Here is a 24,970-nt window from a genome sequence, read left to right as displayed (position 1 = left end):
GGACCGCTAGACATGCGCAACCGCCCGACCGCCGTGGTCCTCTACAACTGGCGCGGGCAGTGGCCGATGCGGCGCTGGGAGCGGCAGCGGATCTTCGCCTGGAAGAGCCATTTCCCCGGGCGGGTGGTGTTCTTCAACATCGGCTTTCCCTTCGACCCGGCCTGGATCGCCGCCCTGGATCCCGAGCTGGTGCTGATCGACGCCACCGCCCTGGCGACCCGCCATGCGCCCAAGGGCTGGGGCGCCCTGGCCCGGGCCGTCGCCGCCGTCCCGCCGCGTGCGCGCCGGGTGGCCGCGCCGCTCGACGAGTTCCTCAGCCTCCAGCGCCTGCGCGACTTCCTCGTCGAGGCTCGGATCGACCTGCTGCTGACCGCCGTCGAGCCGGCCCTGTGGGACAGCCTCTACCCCGCCGCCGACCGGCCCTACGCCATCCGCCGCATCCTGACGGCCTATATCGACGCGCCGCTGGTCCGGCTGGCGCGGCGGGTGTCGCCGGACCTGGCGCGGCGGCCGATCGCGGTCAGCTACCGGGCCTGGCAGGCGCCGGCCTGGCTGGGCGAGATGGGCGTCCTGAAGCGCGAGGTCGGCCTGCGGGCCGCCGCCTGGGCCGACCGGGAGGGCCACCGCGCCGACGTGGCGGTCGACGGCGAACGGCGGCTGGCCGGCGACGCCTGGATCCGCCTGCTCGGCGCCAGCCGCGCCGTGGCCGGGGTCGAGGGCGGCTCGTCCCTGCTCGACCCGGCCGGCGACCTGCCGATGGACGAGGTCGCCCCGTTGGTCGCGGGCTCCGGCTGGACCCCGCCGGCCTCGACCGTCGTCCTGACCGGATCGGGCGAGGTGCGGGCCCTGTCGCCGCGCCACCTGGAGGCCGCCGTCACCCGCACCTTCCAGGTGCTGGTCGAGGGCGACTACAGCGGCGTGCTGGAGGCCGGGATCCACTACCAGCCGGTCCGGCGCGACCTGTCGGACATCGAGGCGGCCCTCGACCGCAGCCGCGACCTGGTCCACGCCCAGGCCATGGCCGACCGCGCCTATGGCGAGATCGTCGCCTCGGGCCGCTACAGCTGGCGGACGGCGGTCACCGAAATCACCCGCCAGGTGCTGGCGTGAGCGCGCCGTCCCGCCGCCTGCTGCTGGGCCTGCGGCTGCGCGAATGGGCCGGCTGGGCGCTGATCGTCGTCGAGGCCCGCTGGCGGACCATGCCGCCGCCGCTGCGGGCGCTGCTGCGCGGCGTCGCGCGGTTCGGGCCGATCCGGCGGCGGATCCGGATCGATTAGAGCGTATTGGCTTAGATCGACGCGCGCGCCCTTCCTCCGTCTTCCCGGCGAAGGCCGGGACCCAGATTCATCCGGAGCGGCTCGTGGGTTTCACCTGGGCCCCGGCCTTCGCCGGGGAGACGGGGTTTGAGAAGCGCGATTCAACTTGAAGAAAACGTGCTCCAGGAACCCTAACGCAGCAGTCGCCGCAGCCGCCGCCAGGCCCTCAGCGGCCTCAGCAGCCGGCTCGCCATCCGCCGCAGCAGGCCGGGCCGGCGCAAGGCGTGGGGATTGCTGACCAGCGACACCGGAAAGGCCTTGCGGAAGGCCGGTCCGACGCAGCGGTCCAGCGACGCGGCCGGCCGCTCGGCCGCCAGATCGGCGACCAGGGCGTCGAAGCGGTCGATCATCGCCGCATAGCCATTGGCGGGATTGAGCGCCACCTCGGCATAGGCGTTGGTGATGATCTCGGCCACCTGCTCGACCTCGCGCAGGACGGCGGCGACCTGGGCCATGTTGCCGTGGTCCTTGTCCAGCGGCAGATAGTGCCGCCAGGGCTGGATGACGCCCGAATAGCGGCCGGGATAGGCGATGACCAGGGTGCGCAAGGCGATGGCCTCGAACACCCGCGGCGAGATCTGGGCGATGTCGATCTCGTCCTCGCGACCGGCGAAGAACCGGTCGCGCAGGGTCTCGTACGAGGCCTTGCGGCCCAGGCCGGGGATCGGGTGCGGGCGCTCGACCAGGGCCGCGAAGCTTTCGGTGCGGGCCGCCACCGCCCCGTCGAAGTCGAAGACGCTGGCCCCGCTCTCGACCGCCAGCACCGCCTGGCAGTTGCGGATGAAGTCCAGCCAATCGCGGCCGTACAGCCGACTGCGCTCCGACCAGGCGATGTCGGTGGTCAGGCCGAAGCGCCGGGCGTCGCGCTTGAACAGCTTGCCGATCCGGATCTTCTCGCGGCCCTGCTCGCCGTGCCAGGCCGGATAGGTGCGGCCGCGATAACCGACCATGGTCCGCCGCGCCGCCAGCGGGATCGGCGGATAGTCGAGCAGGGGATGGGGCACGTAGCCGGTCAGCACCTGCTCGGTGCGCAGCGGGCCATAGACCCGGGCGGCCTCGGCGGGACCCAGGCAGGTGAAGACCAGGTCGACGCCGCAGGCCTGCAGGGCGGCGAGGGTGGCGTTCACGAAGCGGTATTCGTCCTGGATGAACACCGCCTTGGCCCCGGGGAAGGCGGCCAGGGCCCGGCGCGAGCGCGGCCCGACATAGGTCTCCAGCGCCAGGGCCAGGGAGTAGTGGACGACCACGGCGTCGAAGTTGGCCAGGTCCAGGCCCTCGAAAATCTCGCCGACCTTGGACAGCACATGGACCTCGTGCCGGGAATAGCGCGGGAAGGCGTTGATATGGTCGCAGACGGTGGCGGCGTTGGCCGGGTCGTAGTTGCAGGCCAGCAGGATGCGCAGCGGCCGGTCTTCCGGAGCCGGATCGCCCCGGGTCCGGCTGCGTGGGGCCAGGGCGTCGTGGCCGGGCAGGGGCGGCGGGGGCTCGTTATTGTCCTTCATGCCTCGGCTCCGGTCAGGACCCGCGGCGCGGCGTCGACGGCCAGGAACCGCGCGATCGCCTGGACGATCCGCTCGGCCGCGTCGCCCGTGCCGTAGTCGGAGATCTCTCGGCGCGGGCGGTAGTCGGCCACGGTCCACAGGCGGTTCCAGCCGGCCTCGATCGTCTCGGTCCATTCGGTGCTGTCGCGCAGCGTCACGCAGGGCTTGCGGTGGAAATAGGCCTCCTTCTGCAGGCCGCCGGAATCGGTGAACACCGCCGTGCAGCCGGCCAGCAGGCGCTGCATGTCGAGCGGGCCCAGGGGCTCGATCATCATCAGTCCCGACAGGTCGACGCCGAAGCGGGCCGCCGCGGCCCGGGTGCGGGGGTGGAGCGGCAGCACCACCGGCAGCGCGGCTGCACGGGCGCGCAGGTAGCCGATGGCGGCGGCCAGGTTGGCGGCGTCGTCGGTGGTCGCGGCCCGGTGCAGGGTGGCCACCGCATAGGTGTCCGGGACTAGGCTCAGGCGTTGCAGCACGCCCGGCTCCGACTGCGGCATGGCGGCCATGGCCAGCACCGCGTCCTGCATGACGTCGCCGACCTGCAGCACGCCCTCGACCAGGCCCTCGCGCGCCAGGTTGGCGACGGCGGTCCGGGTCGGCGCGAACAGCAGCCGGCTCAGATGGTCGACGACGACGCGGTTGGTCTCCTCCGGCATCGAACGATCGAAGACCCGCAGCCCGGCCTCGACATGGGCCACCGGCACGCCGGCCTTGGCGGCGGCCAGGGCCCCGGCCAGGGTCGAGTTGGTGTCGCCATAGACGATGACCAGGTCGGGGGCGTGACGGGCGATGACGCCGTCCAGGGCCGCCAGCATCCGGCCGGTCATCTCGCCGTGCGAGCCGCCGTGGATCCCCAGGTTCTCGGCGGGAGCCGGCAGGTCCAGGGCCGCGAAGAACGCCGCCGACAGGGCCGAGTCATGATGCTGGCCGGTATGGACCATCACCTCGTCCAGGCCGGGCATGCGGCGGATGGCGCGGCTGACCGGCATGGCCTTGACGAACTGAGGCCGGGCCCCGACCACGGTCAGCAGGCGGGCGGTCATGCGGGGGCCCGGGTCTGGGACTCCGCCTGGACCTGGGCCAGCCGGGCCCGCACCCGCGCCACGACCCGGTCGAGGCCCTCGTCCAGAGATACCTCCGGCGTCACGCCCAGCAGGTCGCGCATCCGCTCCAGGCTGGGCCGCTTGGCGGCGGTCATCCGGGCCGGCAGGTCGTGCAGGGTAACCAGGCTGGGCGAGGCGTCGAGCCGGGCCCGCAGGCCCTCGGCCAGGGCCTCGATCGGCGCGACGTCGGGGTGGCCGATATTGATCACCGCGTGGTCCTCGAGCCCGGCGGCGGCCTCGATCGCCCGCACGGCGTCGGAGACGTGCAGCCAGCCGCGGGCGCTTCCCCGATGCACCTCGATCGGCCGGCCGCGGGCCAGGTCATGGGCGAAGCGGATCATCGCCGAGCGGTGGTCGCCGAAGTCCTCGTTCTCGTCATAGATCATGAACGGCCGCAGGGTCACGGCCCGCAGGCCGTGCTGGGCCGCCTCGTAGTCGACCAGCTGCTCGCCCAGCAGCTTGGTCAGGCCGTAGCGGTTGTTGGGCCGCGGAACCGTCGCCGCCTCGTCCATCGGCCCGTCGGCCGGGCCATAGACCTCCGAGGTCGAAAAATAGACCAGCCGGGCGTCGGCGGCCTGGGCCAGCAGGATGACGTTGTTCAGCCCGCCGAGATTGGTGGCGACCGCCAGGCTGGAGGCCTGCTCGCAGGTCACCCGGCTGACCACGGCGGCCAGGGCGAAGATCACGTCCGGCTTCCAGCGCAGGGTCGGGATCAGGTCGGCCGGCTGGTTGATGTCGACCTGCAGATAGCCCTTGCGCCAGCCGGGCTTGATGTCGGCGCACAGCACCGCCCAGCCGTCGGCCCGCAGGTGGGCCGCCAGGGGCCTGCCGATATTGCCTTCCGATCCGATCACCAGGGCTCGTTTCATCCGACGCTCGCCGACGGTTGTTCGGAAAGGTCCTCGTCGCCGAAGCCCGACAGGTTGATCACCCGCCGCAGGCCGACTTCAGCGCCCATGGGCCGCTCGGCGTAGCGATCGCCGGTGCGCGGGCAGACCAGGTCCGCGCCCAGCACCTCGCCGGCGTGGCTGACCCAGCCGACCCGGCGAGCCGGCACGCCGGCCATCAGAGCGAAGGCGGGAACGTCGCGGGTGACCACCGCCCCGGCCGCGACCAGGCACCAGGGGCCCAGCATGTGGCCACAGACGATGGTGGCGTTGGCCCCGATCGTCGCGCCGCGGCCGACCCGGGTGGGCCGGAACTCGGCCCTGCGGTCGATCTCGGCCCGCGGCGTCGTCACATTGGTGAACACGCAGCTGGGGCCGCAGAACACCCCGTCCTCCAGCACCACCCCGGCATAGAGGCTGACATTGTTCTGCACCTTGCAGCGGTCGCCGACCACGGCGCCGGGGCCGATGGCGACGTTCTGGCCGATCACGCAGTCGGCGCCGACCCGGGCCCCGGCCGCCACGTGGCTGAAGCGCCAGACCTTGGTGCCCGGGCCCAGCGCCGCGCCGGGCTCGACCTCGGCCAGGGGGTGGACCCAGGCCGGTTCGCGCGGGGGATCGCGGGCGTCCATCTCAGGCCCTGACGATCTTGCCGGCCAGGGCCGGATCGACCCGGGCGGTGGCGTTGCGGGTGTCGATCACCAGCGGCGTCTCGCGGACCAGCCGCTCATAGTCGACGCCGTCGTGGTCGGTGACGATGATGGCGCAGTCGAAGCCGGCCAGGGCGTCGCGCCCCAGGGCGATCGAGGCCATCAGGGTGTCGCCGACCAGCAGCTCGGGGGCCAGGGGGTCGTGATAGCTGACCCGGGCGCCGTGGCTGCGCAGGATCTCGATGATGTCGCGGGCCGGGGTTTCGCGGGTGTCGTCGACATTGCGCTTGTAGGCGGCGCCGACCACCAGGACGTGGGCCCCGACCGGCGAGCGGCCGCGTTCGGCCAGGGCCTGCAGGGTGCGCTCGACCACCCGGCCGGGCATGGCCCGCGCGATCTCGCCGGCCAGTTCGACCATCCGCAGGCTGGCCCCCTCGGCCTTGGCCCGCCAGGCCAGGTAGAACGGGTCGATCGGGATGCAGTGGCCGCCGATCCCGGGGCCGGGGAAGAACGGCATGTAGCCGAACGGCTTGGTCTGGGCGGCCTGGATCACCTCCCAGATGTCGACGCCCAGGGCGTCGAACGACACCTTCAGCTCGTTGACCAGGGCGATGTTGACGAAGCGGAAGACGTTCTCGGTCAACTTGACCGCCTCGGCGGTGCGGGTGTCGCGGACCGGCACCGTGGTGGTGATGGCGTCGTAGAGGGCGCAGGCGGCCCGGCGCTCGGGCTCGCTGTCGGCGCCGACGATCTTGGGGATCGAGGCGGTGGTGAAGGCGCGGTTGCCGGGGTCCTCGCGCTCGGGCGAATAGGCCAGGGCGAAGTCGCAACCGGCCCTCAGGCCGCCGCGCTCGAGGATCGGCTTGAGCACCTCGGCGGTGGCGCCGGGAAAGGTCGTCGATTCCAGCACCACCAATTGGCCGGGGCGCAGCACGCCGGCCAGGGTCTCGGCGGCCTCGACCACGTGGCTGAGGTCGGGCGCGCGGTGCGAGGTGATCGGGGTCGGCACGCAGATCAGGATGGCGTCGGCCCGGGCCAGCCCCTCGGGCGCGGCGGTGGCGGCGAAGCCCCGGGCCCGCATCGCCGCCACCCGCGCATCGGCGAAATGGCCCAGATAGGAGATCCCGCGCCGCAGGGCCGACAGCCGGGCGGCGTCGAGGTCGAAGCCCAGCACCGGAAAGCCGGCCGTGGCGAAGGCCTCCGACAGCGGCAGGCCGACATAGCCCATGCCGACCACGCCGATCACCGCCTCGCGCGCCTGGATCCTGCGGATCAGGCCTTGAAAGCTCGGCGCCTCGGATTCGGGGCTGACCAGTGGAGACAGCGGCGCGTGGACGTTCATTGATCCGTTTCGCTCCGGTCGCTCTTGGTGGCGGTGGATCTGTCGGTCGACCTCATGGAAGCCTACTCTTCGAAAAGGTTTAGGCAAGCGGCGTCTATTTGAAGATGATTTCGAATTGCCAGGACTTGTCTTCGATATGTAAAATATTGGATGATGTGACATCTTGAAAATGGGCAATATAAGAATGCTGTCGTGGACTGCCCGAAAGGTCGAGGCGCACCGTCATGGCACAGCTGATGGTTTAGGTTGTCGATCTCTGAAGTATAGATTGCGCTCGCTCCAGAACCCCCTGGACGCGAAGTGCTTCATCGATACCCGTCAAAGGCGTGGTCCTGTTGCGGCAACACTCGACGAAGTGGCGGATTTCTCGGGTCAGGGGCGGTTCGACGGCCAAGTCGAGGAAACGCGGTTCGCCGCCGGCGGCGATCGGCCCAGCGGCGGTCGTCGTCACGGCGTGGTCGCGCCGCATCAGCTTCTCGGGCCAGGGGCGGACGTCGTCGAACACCAGGGCCCCGGTCTCGCCCACCACCACCAGCCTCTGCTCCTTGAACGGGCTGAGCCAACTGGCCGCCAGGTGGGCGTGGAGGCCGGAGGCGAAGCCCAGATCGACCTGGGCCTCGTCGACCACGCCGGGGGTGATGAAGGCCCGGCCGACGGCGTCCACCCGGTCGGGCGCCGCGCCGGCCAGGGCCAGGATCATCGAGACGTCGTGCGGCGACAGGCTGAGGAAGGCGTTCTCATGGACCCGGACCCGACCCAGGCTCAGGCGCGAGGCGGTGACAAGGCGCAGGGCCCCGATCTCGCCGCCGGCGACGATGGCCGCCAGCGCCTCGAAGGCCGGGTGATAGCGCAGCAGGTGGCCGACCATGACCACCCGGTCCGAGCGCCGGACGGCGGCGGCCAGGACCTGGGCTTCGGCCAGGTCGAGGGCCAGGGGCTTTTCGACGAAGACGTCCTTGCCGTGGTCCAGGGCCTGGCGGCAGATGGCGGCGTGGGTCGTGGCCGGGGTGGCGACGATCACCGCGTCGAGGCGCGCCTCCTCCAGCGCCTGCTGCAGGGAGAGGGCGGGGACCGCCCAGGCGGCGGCCTGGCGCTGGGCGGCGGCCGGGTCGGCGTCGACCACGGCTCCCAGCACGCCCAGTTCGGCGCAGGTCCGGACCAGGTTCAGGCCCCAGGCCCCGCAGCCGACGACGGCGACGTGCATCAGGCCGGCTCCGGCGGCGCCGGGCGCCAGCGCATGGTCAGGTGGGTGGCGTCGGCCGTGGTCGGCTCCAGGCCCAGGCGCCGGTAGAGCCGCTGGGCCCTGAGATTGTCGCACGCCACCTGCAGGGTCAGCGGCAGGCCCCGGGCCTCGGCCTCGCCGATCAGCCGTCGCAGGATCGCCCCGCCCAGGCCGCGGCCGCGCCAGTCCGGGACCAGGGCGATGTCGACCAGGTGCAGGGCGTCGGCGCCAAGGTCCGTCGCCAGCCGCCCGACCGGCTTGTCGTCGCCGACCGTGACGATCTCGAGCCGGGCGGCGGGATAGGCCGCGCGGTAGCCCTGGGTCTGGGCGTGGAACTGCTGTTCCATGATCCGCGCCAGCAGGTCGGGCGGCAGCCGGAGCTGGTCCCAGCCGGGGCCGCGCGAGGTCCGAAACAGCGCCAGGCGGAAGGCCGCGTCGGCGGGGGCCTCGGGACGCAGGGCGAAACCGGGAAGCGGCAGGTCGGCGCTTGCCGCCTGCAGCTGCATCGTGGGAAGGTCTTCGCGTTCAAGTGGCGAAACCGTCATGACGGCCAAGCCCCGATGGAATCCCGAGGATCGCCATGACCCTGACCGCCGAACCCGCCGCCCTGACCGCCGACCTCTTCGCCCGACATGTCGGCCAGGCGTTCCGGATTCAGGGCGGCTGGCACGTGCTGACCCTGAACCAGGTCGATCGGCCGCCGCCGCAGCCCTGGCACCAGGACATGGGCTTGACCCCGTTCACCCTGCTGTTCAGCGGTCCGCCCGGCGACGTCCTCGCCGAGGGCCTGCACACGATCGTCCCGGAGGACGGAACCGCCTATGGGCTGTACCTGATCCCGGTCCACACGCCGGCCGCGGGACGCCAGGACTACCAGGCGGTGTTCAACTAGCACCACGCCCACCCGCTCCAGCCTAGTTCCGGGACGGGAAGACGCCCTGCAGGGCGATGCAGATGTTCAGGGTCAGGAACGGCTGGGTGTTCTGGTGCGGCTGGCCGCCGCCGGCGTTGGCCAGGGCGGCCGGCGCCTCGGCGGTCAGGTTGCTGATGGTGTTGCTGTACATGTTGTAGGTGAAGTTGGCGCCTTGGCTGGGTTTGCCGATGGTCTGGCCGAAGCTGGCCCCGGCGGTCGGCGTGGCGCTGTTGCTGGTCGCCGCCGTGGTGGCGTCGGCCAGCAGGAAGTGCAGGTGCTGCGGCATTTCCGAGTTGACGAGGGTGTGATTGTACTCGCCCAGCACCTCGCCCTGGACCCAGCCCTGGCCGACATGGGCCGGAACGCGGGTGCGCAGGTCGGGCAGGGCGAAGGTGGTCTGGCCGTTGCCGCCGTACATGGTGCCCAGCAGCGAGAACAGCGCCTGGTTCTGGTTGATCGGCAGGAGCTGGCCATTGCATTGCGCCCAGTATTTCGGCGCGAAGTTGAAGGACATGATCCGCAACTCGCCCATAAAGGGGGTGCCCATGGGTAATGCTCCTTTTTGATCGACGGGATAGGGCTCAGTTGCGGGCGGGGAAGACGCCCTGCAGCGCGATGCAGTAGTTCAGCACCAGCGTCGGCATGACGTTGTTGTGGGGCAGGCCGCCGCCCTGGGGGCCGATGGCCTGGGGGGCCATCATCGTGTTGGGCGGGGCGGCGCTGTAGAACAGGCCCGAGCTGGACGACTGGAGATTGCCCTTGAAGGCCCTGGCCATCTGGTTGCCCGACGAGGCGGTGACGGTCGCGACCGTTGAGGCCGCCATCGGCGTGTGGGTGTGCGCGGGCATCTCGGTCTGCAGCAGGGTCACGTTCTGGGCGCCGGACATCTGTCCCAGGTCGTAGACCGACAGCCCGGGACCCGGCTGGTTGCGGCCGACATGCAGGGGGACGTTGCCCATCAGGTCCGGCAGGGCGAAGGTCGACCTGCCGTCGCCGCCATAGGTGGTGCCCAGCAGCGAGAACAGCGCCGTGTTCTGCGAGATCGGCAGCAGCTGGCCATTGCACTGCGCCCACCCCGTCGGCGCGAAGTTGAAGCCGAAGACCCGGATCTCGGCGACGAATTGATCAGTCATCTCTTTGATGCTCCTGAAGATCTTCGGGGCGCCGAGCGCCAGGTCCCTGCTTTCGCATCGCCAGCCGGCCGCCGCTTTTCCGCGCGATGCTCTAGTTCTGCGACGGGTAAATCCCGAAGAGCGAGATGATGAAGTTGAGGCCCAGATAGGGCTGGATGTTCTCATGCGGCTGGTTGCCGCCGGTGATGCTGACCGAGGCGGCCGCCAGCGCCACCTGGTTGGTCCCGTCGTAGGGGACGAAGGCGTTGAGATTGACGCCGGCGGGACCCATGTCGGCGAAGATCGACTGGCCGCTGGGCTTGTCCACGGAAGCCGGCGTCGCCGTCGAGATCAGGGCGTGGGTGTGGATCGGCATCTGGTTGCTGGTCAGGGTCACGGTCTCGACCCCGGCGCTCTCGCCGATGACATAGGTCACCCCGGCGCTCGTGCCCTGGTGGACCGGAACCCGGCCGCGCAGGTCGGGGATGCCGAAGGTCTCCTGGCCGTCGCCGCCATAGGTGGTGCCGATCAGGTTGAACAGGGTGTCGTTCTCGGAAATGGGCATCAGCTGCCCGTCGCAGAACGCCCATCCGGCCGGCGGGAAGTTGCCCGCGAAGATCCGGATCTCACCGATATAGGGCTGACTCATGTTCGGCTCCTCGCTCCCCAAGACAACGGCGCCGCAAGCCAGGGTATTAGATCGAGACCGACGAAACCCCAGATTGCGATCAATTCTTAAGCTGACTGAGAGTTGTCGACCCCGCCCAGCGATTGATTCTTTCGTAACCCACTATCCAAAGCTGCACAACAGAAACGAGAGCATCGTTCAATGACCCTCGATCTCTCTACTTGTGCGCGTCCAGCCTCACCGTTAAGGTTGCGTCAATCGGACAACTAGAGCGATGGGGGAGTGGAGTGCGTAAAATTTACGCGACCTTGCACATCCGCTCGTCAGCGCGCCCCAACGCGATCCGCGCCGCCCGCGACCCTGCATCCCTTCCATTCGACGCCGGAGCTCCGCCTTGCGGCCCCATCGGCGCCCATCGGCCGGACCCCGGGTCGGCCGAGGCAAAGGACTGATCCATGTCGATTCTGTTCACCAACGGCGACAACGAAACCGACGCCGGGGCCCTGGAGCTGGACGGCGCGTCCTTCATCACCTCGGCGGATGTGGGCGGCGCGACCTATGTCTTCGTGGCCGGCGGGGTCGACAACGGGATCAGCGTGTTCTCCCTGGCCCTGGACGGCACGCTGACCAATGTCGCCAATATCACCGACAGCGGGCTGCTGAACCTGGTCGGGGTCAGCGGCCTGTCGACGATCACCTCGGACGGCAACACCTATCTGATCGCCGCTGGGGCCGGGGACAACGGCCTGAGCGTGTTCCGGGTCGGCGTCAACGGCGCCCCGACCAGCGTGGACAACGTCGCCGACGCCGGGGCCCTGAACCTGGGCGGCGTGTCGCGGGTGGCTACGGCGACCGTGGGCGGGACGGCCTATGTGTTCGCGGCCGGGACCAACGACGACGGGATCAGCGTCTTCAGCGTGGCCGGCGACGGCAAGCTGACCTCGCTCAGCAATCTCGCCGACAACGGGACCTACGAGCTGGACGGGGTCAAGGGCCTGACCACGGCGGTGATCGGCGGGACCACCTACCTGTTCGCGGCGGGCGGCGTCGACGACGGCGTCAGCGTCTTCTCGGTCAGTGCGGCCGGGGCCCTGACCCATACCAGCTCGGTCACCGACAATGGCACCTTGAAGCTCGACGGCGCCAGCGACGTGGCCACGGCGGTGGTCGGCGGGATCACCTACCTGTTCGTCACCGGAGCGGTCGACAACGGCCTCAGCGTGTTCTCGGTCAACGCCTCGGGCGTGCTGGCCAATGTCGCCAACGTCTCCGACACCGCCAGCCTGCGGCTGGCCGGCGCGACGGGGATCACCGTCAACACCTTCGGCGCGACCACCTATCTGACGGTCGGGGGGACAGAGAACGGCCTCAGCACCTTCCGCGTCAATGCCGGGGGCACGCTGACGGCGATGGAGAACATCGACGACGGCGGTTCCAAGGAGCTGGCGGGAACGACCCAGGTCCATTCAGCCAGCGTCGGCGGCACGAACTACCTCCTCGGGGCGGGCTCGACCGATGACGGCGTCAGCGTCTTCGGCCTCAAGCCCAGCGGCCAGCTGTGGTTCACCACCGAGGGCGGCGACGCCGACACCCGCATCGTGCGGATCAACAACGACGGCTCCAGCCAGACCATCAATATCGACAACACCCCGGGCACGGACCCGCTGCCGAGTTCGTTCCAGGCCGACGTCGGGCTGGACACCGCGGCGGGCTTCTATTTCGGCCTGACCAACAGCGGTCCCGGCGGCGACAACGCGATCCTGGTGCGCGGCGCGATCGGCAGCAGCGCCACCCCGACCACTGTCGTCGACTTTCCCGACACCGTGATCATCAACGGCATGCAGGTCGATGCGATCAACCACAAGATCTATGTCGGCTACCAGGACGGCAGCGGCACGGCGCCCGCCAACACCGGCATCCGGGTCTATGGCTACAACCCCCTGACCGGGGCGATCTCCGACCAGGGCTTCCTGGTCACCTCGGCCACTGACAGCCGCGGCCAGGAAAGCGGCTTCGACGTCCTCGACCCGCGGGACTTCGCGCTGGATTCCACCGTCGGCCGGCTGTTCTACACCGAGCTGCTGACCGGCGGCGTGGCCGTGACCGGCCTGTTCCGCCTCGACCTGGCCAGCCCCAACACCACCACCCAGCTGGTCAGCCAGACCCAGTTCCCGGACGACGGCTCCAACGGCTACATCTACGACGTCGAGGTCGATACCTCGACCGACCTCGTCTACTTCACCACCGAGTCGAACGCCCCGTCGCCGTTCGCCGGCTACAACGCCGCCCAGAACGCCATCTGGTACATCAGCGAGAACGCCTCGAGCGGAACCGCCGTCAAGGTGACCCTGGTCGGCGCGGTCGCCGCGACCTTCTATCCTGGCGACATGACCTTCGACCAGGTCAACCGCCAGCTCTATGTCGAGTCCGAAGACGACGGCTCGGGCAGCACCGACGACGTGATCTACGTCTTCCAACTGGACGCGCTCGGCACGACGGCCACCCTGATCAACACCTTCTTCCCCAGTCCGACCTTCGTCAGCGCCGGCGGCAACATCCAGGGCATGGTGTTTTCGCAACTGCCGACCCTGGGCAACCTGAACGGCACGGCCAGCCAGCCGGTGGAGCAGGCCGGGGCCGCCACGGTGCTGCTGACCGGCGCGCCGACCATCACCGACACCGACGGCGACCACCTGTCCGGCTCCACCGTGCAGATCACCGGCGGCAAGTTCGCGTCCAACGAGGCCAGCACCTCGGACGACCATCTGGGCTACGGGGCGGGGATGCAGGCCAGCGGCCTGATCGCCGGCACCAACATCACGGTCAGCTGGAACGCCGCGACCGAGACCCTGACCCTGGACGGCTACGACACCCTGGCCAACTACCAGGCGGTGCTGGCGGCGATCCGCTTCCAGTCCACCGGCGACAACCCGACCAATTACGGGCTCAATCTCACCCGCACCGTCACCTGGACGCTCGACGACGGCACGCCCGACATTCCGGCCGGCGGCGTCAACAGCGGCACGACCACGATCACGCTGGCGGCGGTCAACGACGCCCCGATCAACGGCACGGTGACCAGCGCCAGCGGCCTCGAGGACGCCGCCAGCATCGCCGTCACCGGCCTCCAGATCGACGACCCCGACGCCAATCCGGCCCTGCAGGCCGTCACCGTCACCCTGTCGGTGAACAAGGGCGTGCTGACCCTGCTGACCAATGTCTCCGCCGGCCTGACTTCGGGCGAGGTCAGCGGCAACGGCACGGGCACGGTAACGATCACCGCCACGCTCAACGCGATCAACGCCACCCTGGCGGCGGCCAGCGGCCTGCTGTTCACCGGCGCCGCCAACGACAACGGGACCGCCACCCTGACAGTGGTCACCAATGACGGCGGCGGCAGCGGCTCGGGCGGGGCCCAGTCCGACACCGACGGCTACACCATCACCATCACCGCGGTGAACGACGCGCCGCTGGTCGGCGGCGACGGCACGGAAAGCCTGGCCGCCACGAACGAAGACGTCGCCAACGCCGGCCTGACCAACACGGTCTCGACCCTGTTCGCCGGCCAGTACGACGACAGCGCCGACCAGGTGTCGGGCGGTTCGTCGGCCAACGCCTTCGCCGGCGTCGCCATCACCGCCAACGGCTCCAGCGGTTCGACCGGCCAGTGGCAGTACTATAACGGCTCGACCTGGGTGAATGTCGGCGCGGCCTCGACGGCGGCGGCGGTGCTGCTGGCGGCCACCACGCCGCTGCGCTTCCTGCCGGCCGCCGACTTCAACGGCCCGGGCCCGACCCTGACCGCTCACCTGGTCGACGCTTCCGGCGGGGCCCTGACCAATGGTGCGGTCGTCAACGTCACCACCAGCGGCGGCTCGACCCGCTATTCCGTCGGCACGGTGGTGCTCGACCATACGGTCACCGCGGTCAACGACGCGCCGGTCACGGTGGGCGGCGCGGCCGTCGCCCTGACGACGATCCTGGAGGACGCCGCCAACCCCGCCGGCCAGACCGTCTCGGCCCTGTTCGCCAGCCATTTCTCCGACAGCAAGGACCAGGTGTCGGGCGGCTCGTCGGCCGACGCCCTGACCGGCGTGGCGATCACCGCCAACACCGCCACCGCCGCCGAAGGGACCTGGCAGTACTTCTCGGGCGCCTGGCAGGACATCCCGGCGGTCGCGACCAACAACGCCTTCATCCTCGACGCCGCGACCCTGGTGCGCTTCCTGCCGGCGGCCGACTTCAACGGCCCGGCCCCGGCCCTGGTCGTCTACATGATCGACGACTCGGCCGGCGCGGCGACCACCGGCCAGACCGCCGATCTGACGACGACCGGCGGCGCGACGCCCTACGGCACGGCCCTGACGCTGTCGGAGACGGTCACCGCCGTGAACGACCCGCACACCGGCGGGGTGTCGATCACCGGCGCGGCGACCGAGGACCAGGTGCTGACCGCCGACACCTCGACCCTGGCCGACGTCGACGGCCTGGGGACGTTACACTACGACTGGCAGCGCGACGCCGGCTCAGGATTCGCCAGCATCGGGGCCGCCGACCAGGCGACCTACGCGCTGGGCGACGCCGATGTCGGCGCCACGGTGCGGGTGGTGGTCAGCTACACCGACAACGGCGGAACCGCCGAGAGCGCCACCAGCGCCGCCACCGCGGCCGTCGCCAACGTCAACGACAACCCGACGGGCGGGGTGTCGATCACGGGCGCGGCGACCGAGGACCAGGTGCTGACCGCGGTCTCGACCCTGGCCGACGCCGACGGCCTGGGAACCCTGCACTATCAGTGGCAGCACGACGTCGGCTCGGGCTTCGTCAATGTCGGTTCCGACCAGGCGACCTATACCCTGGGCGACGCCGACGTCGGCGGCGTGGTGCGGGTGGTGATCAGCTACACCGACCTGCATGGCACGGCGGAGTCGGCGACCAGCGCCGCCACCGCCGCCGTCGCCAACATCAACGACCCCCACACCGGCGGAGCCAGCGTCACCGGCACGGCGACCGAGGACCAGGTGCTGACCGCGGGCTCGACCCTGGCCGACGCCGACGGCCTGGGGATGCTGCACTACCAGTGGCAGCACGATGTCGGCTCGGGCTTCGTCAATGTCGGTTCCGACCAGGCCACCTACACCCTGGGCGACGCCGATGTCGGCGGCGTCGTGCGGGTGGTGATCAGCTACACCGACCTGCATGGCACGGCGGAGTCGGCCACCAGCGCCGCCACCGCCGCCATCGCCAACATCAACGACGCCCCGACCGGCGGCGTGTCGATCACCGGCACGACCATGGAGACCCAGGTCCTCACGGCCGACACCTCGGTTCTGGCCGACCCCGACGGCCTGGGGACGCTGCACTATGACTGGCAGCGCGACACCGGCTCGGGCTTCGCCAGCATCGGGGCCGCCGATCAGTCGACCTACACCCTGGACGGCGCGGACGTCGGGGCCACGGTGCGGGTGGTGGTCAGCTATACTGACCTGCACGGCACGGCGGAAACCGCGACCAGCGCCGCCACCGCCGCCATCGCCAATTTCAACAATCCGCCGACCGGCGGCGTGTCGATCACCGGCGCGGCGACCGAGGACCAGGTGCTGACCGCCGACACCTCCACCCTGGCCGACGGCGACGGCCTGGGGACGCTGCACTATGACTGGCAGCACAATGTCGGGTCGGGCTTCGTCAGCATCGGGGCCGCCGACCAGGCGACCTATGCCCTGGGCGACGCCGACGTCGGCGGCACGGTGCGGGTGCGGGTCAGCTATACCGACCTGCAGGGTGCGGCGGAATCGGTGACCAGCGCCGCGACCGCAGCCATCGCCAATATCAACGATCCCCATACCGGCGGGGTGTCGATCACCGGCTCGGCGACCGAGGACCAGGTGCTGACCGCGGTCTCAACCCTGGCCGACGCCGACGGCCTGGGAACGCTGCACTATGACTGGCAGCACGATGTCGGGTCGGGCTTCGTCAGCATCGGAGCCGTCGACCAGGCGACCTACGCGCCGGTCGACGCCGACGTCGGCGGGCTGGTGCGGGTGGTGGTCAGCTATACCGACGCCCATGGCACGGCGGAAACGGCGACCAGCGCGGCGACCGCCGTCGTCGCCGGGGCCAATGACCCGCACACCGGTGGCGCGTCGATCACCGGCACGCCGACCGAGGACCAGGTGCTGACCGCGGTCTCGACCCTGGCCGACGTCGATGGGCTGGGAACGCTGCACTATCAGTGGCAGCGCAATGTCGGGTCGGGCTACGCCAATGTCGTCGGCGCGACGGCCTCGACCTACACCCTGAGCGACGCCGACGTCGGTGGCATGGTGCGGGTGGTGGTCAGCTATACCGACGGCCAGGGCTTCGCCGAGAGCGCCACCAGCGCCGGGACCGCGGCGATCGCCAATATCAACGATCCGCACACCGGCGGCGTCAGCATCACCGGCGCGGCGACCGAGGATCAAGTGCTGACCGCGATCTCGACCCTGGCCGACGCCGACGGCCTGGGGACGCTGCACTACCAGTGGCAGCACAATGTCGGGTCCGGCTATGTCGACATCGTCGGGGCCGCCGACCAGGCGACCTATACCTTGGGCGACGCCGATGTCGGCGGCACGGTGCGCGTGCGGGTCAGCTATACCGACGCCCACGGCACGGCGGAGACGGCGACCAGCGCGGGCACGGCCGCCATCGCCAATGTCAACGACGCCCCGACCGGCGGCGTGGCGATCACCGGAACGACCACCGAGAACCAGATCCTGACCGCCGACACGACGGCCCTGGCCGACGCCGACGGTCTGGGAACCCTGCACTACCAATGGCAGCGCAACAGCGGCTCGGGCTTCGTCAACGTCGGGTCCGACCAGGCGACCTACACCCTGGGTGACGCTGATGTCGGCGGCACGGTGCGGGTCAGGGTCAGCTATGTCGACGGCCAGGCCACGGCGGAAACCGTGACCAGCGCCGCCTCCGCCGCCATCGCCGGGGTCAACGACCCGCACACCGGCGGCGTCAGCGTCACCGGCGCGGCGACCGAGGACCAGGTGCTGACCGCAGTCTCGACCCTGGCCGACGTCGATGGGCTGGGGACGCTGCACTATCAGTGGCAGCGCAATGTCGGGTCGGGCTACGCCGACGTCGTCGGGGCCACCGCCGCGACCTACACGCTGGGCGACGCCGATGTCGGCGGCACGGTGCGGGTGGTGGTCGGCTATACCGACGGCCAGGGCTTCGCCGAGAGCGCCACCAGTTCGTCGTTGCCGGCGATCGCCAATGTCAACGACGCCCCGACCGGCGCGGTGGCCATCACTGGCACGGCGGCCGAGAATCAGGTCCTGACCGCCGACACCTCGACCCTGGCCGACGCCGACGGGCTGGGCGCGCTGCACTACCAATGGCAGCGCGACGGCGGCTCGGGCTTCGTCAATGTCGGGTCCGACCAGGCGACCTACGCCCTGGACGATCCGGACGTCGGGGCGACGATCCGGGTGGTGGTCAGCTATGTCGACGGCCAGGGCGCGGCGGAGAGCAAGACCAGCGCCGCCACCGCCGCAGTGACCAACGGCAACGACCCGCACACCGGCGGCGTCAGCCTCACCGGTACGGCCACCGAGGACCAGGTGCTGACCGCGGTTTCGACCCTGGCCGACGCCGACGGCCTGGGAACCCTGCACTATGACTGGCAACGCGACACCGGCTCGGGCTTCGCCAGCCTCGGGGCCGCCGACCAGGCGACCTACGCCCTGGGCGACGCCGACGTCGGCGGTCTGGTGCGGGTGGTGGTCAGTTATACCGACGGCGGCGGCTTTGCCGAGACGGCGACCAGCGCCGCCACCGCCGCGGTGGCCAATGTCAACGACGCCCCGACCGGGGCGGTGACGATCTCCGGCTCGGTCACCGAGGACCAGGTGCTGACCGCGGTCTCGACCCTGGCCGACGTCGATGGGCTGGGAACCCTGCACTACCAGTGGCAGCGCGACAGCGGCTCGGGCTTCGCCAACGTCGGTTCCGACCAGGCGACCTATGCGCTCGGCGACGCCGACGTCGGCGCGGCGATCCGGGTCGTGGCCAGCTACACCGACGGCCGTGGGGCGGCCGAAGCCGTCGCCAGCGCCGCCACCGCCGCGGTCGCCAACGTCAATGACGCCCCGGTCGCGGCGAACGACGCCGCCTCGGTGACCCAGCGCCTGTCGACCACCGGCTCGGTGCGGGCCAACGACACAGACATCGACAACGCCGCCGCGACCCTGACGGTGACCAGCGTCGCCTTCAACCTGACCCATGCCGACCAGGCGGTGGTCGGCGGCGGCACGGTGGTCAACGGCGGCTATGGCCAGCTGACCATCAATCCGGACGGGACCTACAGCTACCTGGCCAACCAGGAGGGCCTGATCGTCGGCCAAGTGGTGACCGACAGGTTCGACTACACGGTCAGCGATCCCAGCGGCGCCACCGCGACGGCGCAACTGACCGTCACCGTCACCGGTTCGGCGACCGGCGACGCCAACGCCAACATCCTGATCAGCGACGGCCTGGGCCACACCCTGACCGGCCGCGGCGGGGCCGACATCCTGACTGGCGCCGGCGGGGCCGACATCTTCGCCTATGAAGCCGTCGGCGACAGCCCGGTGGCGACCTACGACACCATCACCGACTTCGCCCATGGCGTCGACAGCCTGCGGCTGACCCCGCTGATGACCGCCTCGACCAAGCTGACCCTGGTCACCGACGGAACCAACAAGGTCCTGGAAATCGACCAGAACGGCGACGGGACCGCGGAGGACAAGATCCTGGTCCAGGGCCAGGGACTGCAGGTCACCGACGTCGTCACCGGCGTCGCCGACTTCGGCTTCAGCATCCAGGGATCGAGCGGCGCGGACGTCCTCACCGGCGGGACGGGGGCCGACCTGATGACCGGCGGCGGCGGGGCCGACACCTTCGCCTATGCGGCCGGCGACTCGACCTTCGCCCATTGGGACATGATCACCGACTTCACGCCCGGCGTGGACAAGATCGACGTCTCGGCCGCCGACGGCGGCGTGGTCGCCATCGCCCGGCTGGGCGCCAGCAGCTTCATCTATTTCGGCAATCCCGGCACGGGCCTCAGCGTGGTCCAGGTCAATGGCGACGTGCAGGCCGACGACCTGATCGTCAGCGGCGCGGTCACCGGCGTCACCCTTTATGGCGGCACCGATGTGGAGACCCTGCGCGGCGGGGCGGGCATGGACGTGCTGGTCGGGGGCACGGCCAACACCACCCTGATCGGCGGCGGCGGCACCGACATCCTCTATGGCGGCCCGGCGACGGACACCTTCCTCTATACGTCGATCGCCGACTCCAACTTCACCGCCTACGACCTGATCCTCGGCTTCAACTATGGGACCGACAAGGTCGACATCTCGGCGATCGACGGCGGCAAGGTCACCCTGGCCCGCTACGAGGGCAACACCTTCATCTATTCGGCCCCCGACGCCGGCGGGGCCTTGCAGTCGGCCATCGTGGTCCAGGGCACGACGCTGAAGAGCACCGACCTGATCACCAGCGGCGGCCCCAGCCAAGCCTTCGTGCTGGTCGGCGACGGGGCCAGCCACAATGTCGCGGACGTGCTGGTGGCGGCCGGCGGCAACGACATCCTCTACGGCCTGGACGGGGCCGACACCCTGACCGGCGGCGGCGGGGCCGACTTCCTGGTCGGCGGGACCGGAGCCGACACCTTCGTGTTCGCGGCCACCACCGACAGCTCGGCCATCGCCTCGGACCTGGTGTGGAGCTTCAGCACCGCCGAGGGCGACCGCATCGACCTGACCGGCATCGACGCCAATTCCGCCACCGCCGCCAACGACGCCTTCACCGTGGTGTCGGCCTTCAGCAGCGTGGCCGGACAGCTGGTGATCTCAGCCGCCGACAGTTCGGGCTATTCCCACCTGTCGGCCGACGTCAACGGCGATGGAATTGCCGACTTCGTCCTGGCCCTGACCGTGGCGACGACGCTGACCGCGTCGGACATCCTGCTGTAGGAGCGGACCGACGCCTGTTCGATTATCCCGGCCTTTGCGCCGGGAAGGCGGACTTCACGCCTTCACGCCATACCGCGCCAGGAAGGTCTCCACCGCGTCATGGCAAAGATCGGGCAGCGGCCGGGCGGGTTGGACCTCGTCGCCGGCGGCCAGGCCGAGCACCAGGGTGGGGTGGTCGATCATGCCCAGCAGTTGGCCGGCGGCCCAGGAGGGCTTGTCGACGGCCAGTTCGCCGGTCTTGACCAGGTCGTTGACCACCGAGATCGCCGCCCCGCCCACCTCGCTGCGGGCGCTGTGCAGGAAATGGTCGGCCAGGTCGGCGAAGCGCCGGCGTTCGGCCGTCACCAGTCGGAACATGGCCCGGGTGATCGGGCGCGACTGGAAGGCCGCATAGGCGTGGGACAGGGCCATCAGCCGCGTCCGGGCGTCGCCCTTGGCGCGGGCCCCTTCGCGCACCGGGGCGGTGATGTCGCGCACCGTCTCGTGCACCACCACCTCGAACAACTTCGCCTTGCTGGGGAAGTAGGCATAGAGCGTGGCGGTGGAGACGCCGGCCATGCGCGCCACCACCTCCATGCCGGTGTCGGGATAGCCCTGGCGCAGGAAGACGCCCCGGGCGGCCGTGAGGATTTCGGTCTTCTTGCGTTCGGGTTTCAGCCCAGCGCCCATCAGCATGTGGTCAGCTCGATCCAGGGTGAGCTTTACCATAGATGCTCAACCCACACGGAAGCAAGCCGGTGTGTGAGACGGGAACGGAAGTTTCGGCTATGGGGACGCCGGCGCCGGGCCGGCCGGCGCGAAGGACGGGGTCTGGGCGTGATCAAGGACGCGGAAACGGTTCGCGAGCAGGAAGTGGCCGCCTGGTTCGGCGGACGGGCCGACCGGGTGATCGAGACCTCCTGCGCCCGGGTGTTCCTGGTCGGCGAGGCGGCCTGGAAGGTCAAGCGGCCGGTCAATTTCGGCTTTCTCGACTATTCCACCCTGGAGCTGCGCCGCTGGTCGCTGGAGCGCGAGCTGAGCTTCAACCGCGCCGCCGCGCCCGACATCTATCGCGCCGTGCGCCGCCTGACCCGCACCGACGGCGGCGGGGTCGAGATCGACGGGGCCGGCGAGACCGTCGAATACGTGCTGGAGATGCGCCGCTTCGACGAACAGGGCGTGCTGGCGGTGCAGCCCTGGGCCATCGACGACGCGCTGGAGGAGGCCCTGGGCCGGACCATCGCCCAGTTCCACGCCGGGGCGGCGCTGCGGCCGCAGGGCGGCGGGGTGGGGGCCCTGGGCTACACCATCGCCTCCAACGCCAAGCTGCTGCGCGGCCTGGCCCCGCGCCTGGGCGCGCTGGCCGTCGAGCGGTTGATCGCCGAGACCGACCTGGCGCTGGAGCGGCTGGGGCCGCTGCTCGACGCCCGGGCCGGCGAGGGCTTCGCCCGCCACTGCCACGGCGACCTGCACCTGGGCAACATCCTGATCGAGGAGGGCAAGCCGATCCTGTTCGACTGCATCGAGTTCAATGACTCGCTGTCGGACATCGACATCCAGTACGACCTGGCCTTCCTGCTGATGGACCTGGACTTCCGCCGTCGCCGCGACGCCGCCGGGCGCGTGCTGAACGCCTATCTCGACGAGGCCGCCCGCGCCTTCGGCCCCGGTCTGTGGAGCGGCCTGGCCGCCCTGCCGCTGATGCTCAGCGTGCGGGCCGCCGTGCGCACCCACGTCTGGGCCTACAGCAATGACGACGAGGCGGCGCGGGCCTATCTGGCCACCGCCCTGGAGCACCTGGCGCCCAAGCCGGTCAGCCTGGTGGCGACCGGCGGCCTGTCGGGCTCGGGCAAGTCGACCTTCGCCCGGGTCTGCGCCCCCGGCCTGGGCAGCGCCCCCGGCGCGGTGGTGCTGCGCACCGATGAGATCCGCAAGCGCCTGTGCGGCGTGCCCTCGCTGCAGCGCCTGCCCCAGGAGGCCTACACGGCGGAGATGAGCGAGCGGGTCTATGGCGAGCTGTTCCGCGACGCCGCCCTGACCCTGGCCGCCGGCCGTTCGGTGGTGGTCGACGCGGTGTTCCTCAAGCCCGAGCAGCGGGCCCGCGCCGAGGCCCTCGCCCGCGAGGCCGACGTGGCCTTCCAGGGCGTCTGGCTGGAGGCCCCGCCCGAAGTGCTGCGGGCCCGGGTCGCCGCCCGCGTCAATGACGCCTCCGACGCCGATGTCGGGGTGCTGGAAAGCCAACTGGCCCGCGACACCGGCGACATCGGCTGGCGACGGGTCGACACGGTCAGCGCCTTCGAGGACGAGGCCCGGGCTTTGGCGGAGACGATGGGCTAAGACCGCGCCAGTTCGGCCCTGGCCGGCTCGCCCCGGACCGCGCTGTCGATCGCCGCCAGCAGGTCCCGCGGCCGGATCGGCTTGCCCAGGTGGTCGTCGAAGCCCAGGGCCAGGAAGCGCTCGCGGTCGCCGGACATGGCCGAGGCGGTCAGGGCGATCACCGGCGTCGACGGGTCGCCGGCCGCGCCGGCCCGGATCGCCGCCAGGGCGGTGATGCCGTCCATCACCGGCATGTTGATGTCCATCAGCACCGCGTCGAAGGCCCCGCCCTTCAGGGCCTCCAGGGCCGCGCAGCCGTCGTCGACGATGGTCAGGGCCACGCCGGTCGCCTCGAGCATGGCCCGCACGACGATCTGGTTGATGGCGTTGTCCTCGGCCACCAGCACCCGCAGGGCGTCGAGGCCTGCGCCGGCCTCGTCAGGTTCCGGTTCGGCCAAGACCGGCGGCGCGGCGATCGGCGCGGCGGCCAGGGTGAACAGGAAGGCGGCGCCGGCCGTCGGCTCCAGCACCACGTCGCCGCCCATCTGGCGGGCCAGGGCGCGCGAGATGGTCAGGCCCAGCCCGGTGCCGCCATGGCTGCGCGAGACGGCGTTGTCGGCCTGGGTGAAGCTGTCGAAGATGCGCTCGTGAAAGGCGGCCGGCACCCCGGCGCCGGTGTCGACCACGCGCAGGTGAAGGTCGCGCAGCCCGTCGGAGCGCGCGGTCGCGGCGTTGGTCAATTGCAGGGTGACGCCGCCCGTGCAGGTGAACTTCAGGCCGTTCGAGATCAGGTTCATCAGCACCTGGCGGATGCGCAGCGGGTCGGCCAGCATCCAGGCCGGGGTTTCGGGGGCGATCTCGACCCTCAGCCACAGGCCCTTCTCGGCGGCCGCGTCGCGCCAGGCGTCGCCGGCCGCCCGGACCAGGTCGTGCAGGTTGATGGCGACCAGCTCCAGGTCGACCCGGCCGGCCTCGATCTTCGACAGGTCGAGCACGTCGTTGAGCACCTGCATCAGGTTATCGCCGGACTTGATCATCAGCCGCACATGCTCGCGCTGGGCCGCGTCGAGGGGGGAGCGGTCCAGGGCGTGGGCCATGCCCAGCAGGCCGTTCATCGGGGTGCGCAGCTCGTGGCTGGTGACGGCGACGAAGGTCGACTTGGCGCGGTTGGCGTCCTCAGCCCGCTCGCGCTCCTCGCGCAGGCCGCGGGTCAGTTCGTCCATCCGCCGGGCCGCGGCGCGGTTGGACAGCATGACGCTGACGGTGGTCAGCACCACCAGCAGCAGGCTCCAGCGCGCGGTTTCCGGCCCGATGCCGCGCAGGTCGAAGAAGGCCAGCGGAAACAGGATCAGGCTGGCCAGGGGCGCGGCGGCGCTGACCGCCAGCAGGGCCGCCGGCTGGTGGCGGAAATTCTGGGTATAAATGATCTGGCCGGCCCAGACGCCGACCGCCGCCAGCTTGAAGTCGGTCTCCTGCGACAGCCATAGCACCGCGCCCAGGCCCGCCCAGGTCAGGTTGATCGGCAAGGCGGCCAGCACGAAACCGGCCCGCAGGCTGCGCGGCGCGGAGACGCCCGGCCTGAACCGCCCGGTCACCAGCCGCGCCAGGCCTTCGCCCAGCAGCAGGAGCGCCAGCCACGACAGGGCTAGGCCCGGGTTCAGGGCGTGGGCGACCCCCGCCGTCACCAGGGCGGCCGGGATCAGGCGCGAAGGCAGCAGCCGATGGGTGTCGAGCGCCACCTCGTCCAGCCGGTCGTCGGCCCACGGGGACCAGGAGGAAGCAAACCTTCTCACTTGATACAGTCCCGTTCGTCGATCGACGTTTTCTGATCCGCAGACTAACCGATCGCCGCTCCCAGGACTTGAACGCGCGCTGCGGCTGATCAGCGCGGCCAGACTCGTCCTAGGGTTCGCCCGCGGCGGGCGCCGCGTTGCCAGGCGGCGGC

The 24,970-nt window shown here is 70.6% G+C and carries 17 protein-coding genes; 5 read left to right on the top strand and 12 right to left on the bottom strand.

Translation table 11 applies throughout. From position 1 onward, the window contains the following. Nucleotides 1-12 precede the first annotated feature (12 nt). Nucleotides 13-1,110: a hypothetical protein gene (locus ACIPQB_RS15885; RefSeq protein ID WP_446486223.1), complete on the top strand. Its 1,098-nt coding sequence runs from the start codon at nt 13-15 to the stop codon at nt 1,108-1,110. Then, entirely contained in the window at nt 1,107-1,277 is a 171-nt protein-coding gene (locus tag ACIPQB_RS15880; RefSeq protein ID WP_446486222.1) for a hypothetical protein, read from the top strand. The genes ACIPQB_RS15885 and ACIPQB_RS15880 overlap by 4 nt, the downstream gene beginning before the upstream one ends. A 170-nt stretch (nt 1,278-1,447) precedes the next feature. Here the strand turns inward: ACIPQB_RS15880 and ACIPQB_RS15875 are convergent, their stop codons facing one another. From ACIPQB_RS15875 to ACIPQB_RS15845, 7 genes are all read right to left on the bottom strand, one after another. Then, nucleotides 1,448-2,818, bottom strand: a complete 1,371-nt coding sequence (locus ACIPQB_RS15875; RefSeq protein WP_446486221.1) for a hypothetical protein — start codon at nt 2,816-2,818, stop codon at nt 1,448-1,450. After that, on the bottom strand, nt 2,815-3,900 hold the full coding sequence (gene wecB, locus ACIPQB_RS15870) for a non-hydrolyzing UDP-N-acetylglucosamine 2-epimerase (protein WP_446486220.1): 1,086 nt from the start codon (nt 3,898-3,900) through the stop codon (nt 2,815-2,817). Before wecB ends, ACIPQB_RS15875 begins: the two co-directional genes overlap by 4 nt. Next, complete coding sequence (locus ACIPQB_RS15865; protein ID WP_446486219.1) at nt 3,897-4,829, bottom strand: NAD-dependent epimerase/dehydratase family protein; 933 nt, start codon at nt 4,827-4,829, stop codon at nt 3,897-3,899. The genes wecB and ACIPQB_RS15865 overlap by 4 nt, the downstream gene beginning before the upstream one ends. Continuing rightward, nucleotides 4,826-5,479 carry an acyltransferase gene (locus ACIPQB_RS15860; RefSeq protein ID WP_446486218.1) on the bottom strand — a complete coding sequence of 218 codons (654 nt, stop codon included), beginning with the start codon at nt 5,477-5,479 and terminating at the stop codon, nt 4,826-4,828. Before ACIPQB_RS15860 ends, ACIPQB_RS15865 begins: the two co-directional genes overlap by 4 nt. Before the next feature lies 1 nt (nt 5,480). Beyond that, nucleotides 5,481-6,839: a nucleotide sugar dehydrogenase gene (locus tag ACIPQB_RS15855; protein WP_446486217.1), complete on the bottom strand. Its 1,359-nt coding sequence runs from the start codon at nt 6,837-6,839 to the stop codon at nt 5,481-5,483. Between the two features lie 241 nt (nt 6,840-7,080). Then, nucleotides 7,081-8,043 (bottom strand): Gfo/Idh/MocA family protein, encoded by a 963-nt coding sequence (locus ACIPQB_RS15850; RefSeq protein WP_446486216.1) that lies wholly within the window; start codon nt 8,041-8,043, stop codon nt 7,081-7,083. Continuing rightward, nucleotides 8,043-8,567: a GNAT family N-acetyltransferase gene (locus tag ACIPQB_RS15845; RefSeq protein WP_446486215.1), complete on the bottom strand. Its 525-nt coding sequence runs from the start codon at nt 8,565-8,567 to the stop codon at nt 8,043-8,045. Before ACIPQB_RS15845 ends, ACIPQB_RS15850 begins: the two co-directional genes overlap by 1 nt. Before the next feature lie 74 nt (nt 8,568-8,641). On the opposite strand from ACIPQB_RS15845, the gene ACIPQB_RS15840 reads away from it, so the two are divergent. Next, complete coding sequence (locus tag ACIPQB_RS15840; RefSeq protein WP_446486214.1) at nt 8,642-8,953, top strand: DUF6916 family protein; 312 nt, start codon at nt 8,642-8,644, stop codon at nt 8,951-8,953. A 22-nt stretch (nt 8,954-8,975) separates the two neighbouring features. On the opposite strand, the gene ACIPQB_RS15835 is transcribed toward ACIPQB_RS15840, so the two are convergent. The 3 genes from ACIPQB_RS15835 to ACIPQB_RS15825 form a co-directional block, all read right to left on the bottom strand. Beyond that, nucleotides 8,976-9,521: a phage tail protein gene (locus ACIPQB_RS15835; RefSeq protein ID WP_446486213.1), complete on the bottom strand. Its 546-nt coding sequence runs from the start codon at nt 9,519-9,521 to the stop codon at nt 8,976-8,978. Nucleotides 9,522-9,555: 34 nt separating this feature from the next. Beyond that, the gene (locus ACIPQB_RS15830; protein ID WP_446486212.1) at nt 9,556-10,107 is read right to left on the bottom strand and encodes a phage tail protein; all 552 of its coding nucleotides are present in this window, start codon (nt 10,105-10,107) and stop codon (nt 9,556-9,558) included. A 91-nt stretch (nt 10,108-10,198) separates the two neighbouring features. Continuing rightward, nucleotides 10,199-10,735, bottom strand: coding sequence for a phage tail protein (locus ACIPQB_RS15825; RefSeq protein WP_446486211.1), 537 nt, complete (start codon nt 10,733-10,735; stop codon nt 10,199-10,201). A 434-nt stretch (nt 10,736-11,169) separates the two neighbouring features. On the opposite strand from ACIPQB_RS15825, the gene ACIPQB_RS15820 reads away from it, so the two are divergent. Continuing rightward, nucleotides 11,170-20,730 carry a M10 family metallopeptidase C-terminal domain-containing protein gene (locus ACIPQB_RS15820; protein ID WP_446486210.1) on the top strand — a complete coding sequence of 3,187 codons (9,561 nt, stop codon included), beginning with the start codon at nt 11,170-11,172 and terminating at the stop codon, nt 20,728-20,730. Between the two features lie 54 nt (nt 20,731-20,784). Here ACIPQB_RS15820 and ACIPQB_RS15815 read toward each other — a convergent pair whose 3' ends face one another. Then, a complete protein-coding gene (locus ACIPQB_RS15815) occupies nt 20,785-21,438 on the bottom strand; it encodes a TetR/AcrR family transcriptional regulator C-terminal domain-containing protein (protein ID WP_446486209.1) in 654 nt (217 codons plus the stop codon). Nucleotides 21,439-21,546: 108 nt separating this feature from the next. On the opposite strand from ACIPQB_RS15815, the gene ACIPQB_RS15810 reads away from it, so the two are divergent. Next, nucleotides 21,547-23,046: a bifunctional aminoglycoside phosphotransferase/ATP-binding protein gene (locus ACIPQB_RS15810; protein WP_446486208.1), complete on the top strand. Its 1,500-nt coding sequence runs from the start codon at nt 21,547-21,549 to the stop codon at nt 23,044-23,046. Here the strand turns inward: ACIPQB_RS15810 and ACIPQB_RS15805 are convergent. Next, nucleotides 23,043-24,818, bottom strand: coding sequence for a response regulator (locus tag ACIPQB_RS15805; RefSeq protein WP_446486207.1), 1,776 nt, complete (start codon nt 24,816-24,818; stop codon nt 23,043-23,045). The two genes, ACIPQB_RS15810 and ACIPQB_RS15805, sit on opposite strands and share 4 nt — an antisense overlap. Nucleotides 24,819-24,970 lie beyond the last annotated feature (152 nt).

This window comes from Caulobacter sp. LARHSG274, assembly GCF_052871235.1.
The sequence above is the reverse complement of the archived record's forward strand: the minus strand, read 5'-3'. Positions and strand labels throughout refer to the sequence as shown.

Bases quoted from the DNA above. Each gene is read 5' to 3' on its own strand.
- ACIPQB_RS15855 (WP_446486217.1), bottom strand. From the start codon at position 6,839: ATGAACGTCCACGCGCCGCTGTCTCCACTGGTCAGCCCCGAATCCGAG.
- ACIPQB_RS15860 (WP_446486218.1), bottom strand. From the start codon at position 5,479: ATGGACGCCCGCGATCCCCCGCGCGAACCGGCCTGGGTCCACCCCCTG.
- ACIPQB_RS15875 (WP_446486221.1), bottom strand. From the start codon at position 2,818: ATGAAGGACAATAACGAGCCCCCGCCGCCCCTGCCCGGCCACGACGCC.
- wecB (WP_446486220.1), bottom strand. From the start codon at position 3,900: ATGACCGCCCGCCTGCTGACCGTGGTCGGGGCCCGGCCTCAGTTCGTC.
- ACIPQB_RS15845 (WP_446486215.1), bottom strand. From the start codon at position 8,567: ATGCAGCTGCAGGCGGCAAGCGCCGACCTGCCGCTTCCCGGTTTCGCC.
- ACIPQB_RS15835 (WP_446486213.1), bottom strand. From the start codon at position 9,521: ATGGGCACCCCCTTTATGGGCGAGTTGCGGATCATGTCCTTCAACTTC.
- ACIPQB_RS15820 (WP_446486210.1), top strand. From the start codon at position 11,170: ATGTCGATTCTGTTCACCAACGGCGACAACGAAACCGACGCCGGGGCC.
- ACIPQB_RS15830 (WP_446486212.1), bottom strand. From the start codon at position 10,107: ATGACTGATCAATTCGTCGCCGAGATCCGGGTCTTCGGCTTCAACTTC.
- ACIPQB_RS15865 (WP_446486219.1), bottom strand. From the start codon at position 4,829: ATGAAACGAGCCCTGGTGATCGGATCGGAAGGCAATATCGGCAGGCCC.
- ACIPQB_RS15825 (WP_446486211.1), bottom strand. From the start codon at position 10,735: ATGAGTCAGCCCTATATCGGTGAGATCCGGATCTTCGCGGGCAACTTC.
- ACIPQB_RS15885 (WP_446486223.1), top strand. From the start codon at position 13: ATGCGCAACCGCCCGACCGCCGTGGTCCTCTACAACTGGCGCGGGCAG.
- ACIPQB_RS15850 (WP_446486216.1), bottom strand. From the start codon at position 8,043: ATGCACGTCGCCGTCGTCGGCTGCGGGGCCTGGGGCCTGAACCTGGTC.
- ACIPQB_RS15840 (WP_446486214.1), top strand. From the start codon at position 8,642: ATGACCCTGACCGCCGAACCCGCCGCCCTGACCGCCGACCTCTTCGCC.
- ACIPQB_RS15815 (WP_446486209.1), bottom strand. From the start codon at position 21,438: ATGGTAAAGCTCACCCTGGATCGAGCTGACCACATGCTGATGGGCGCT.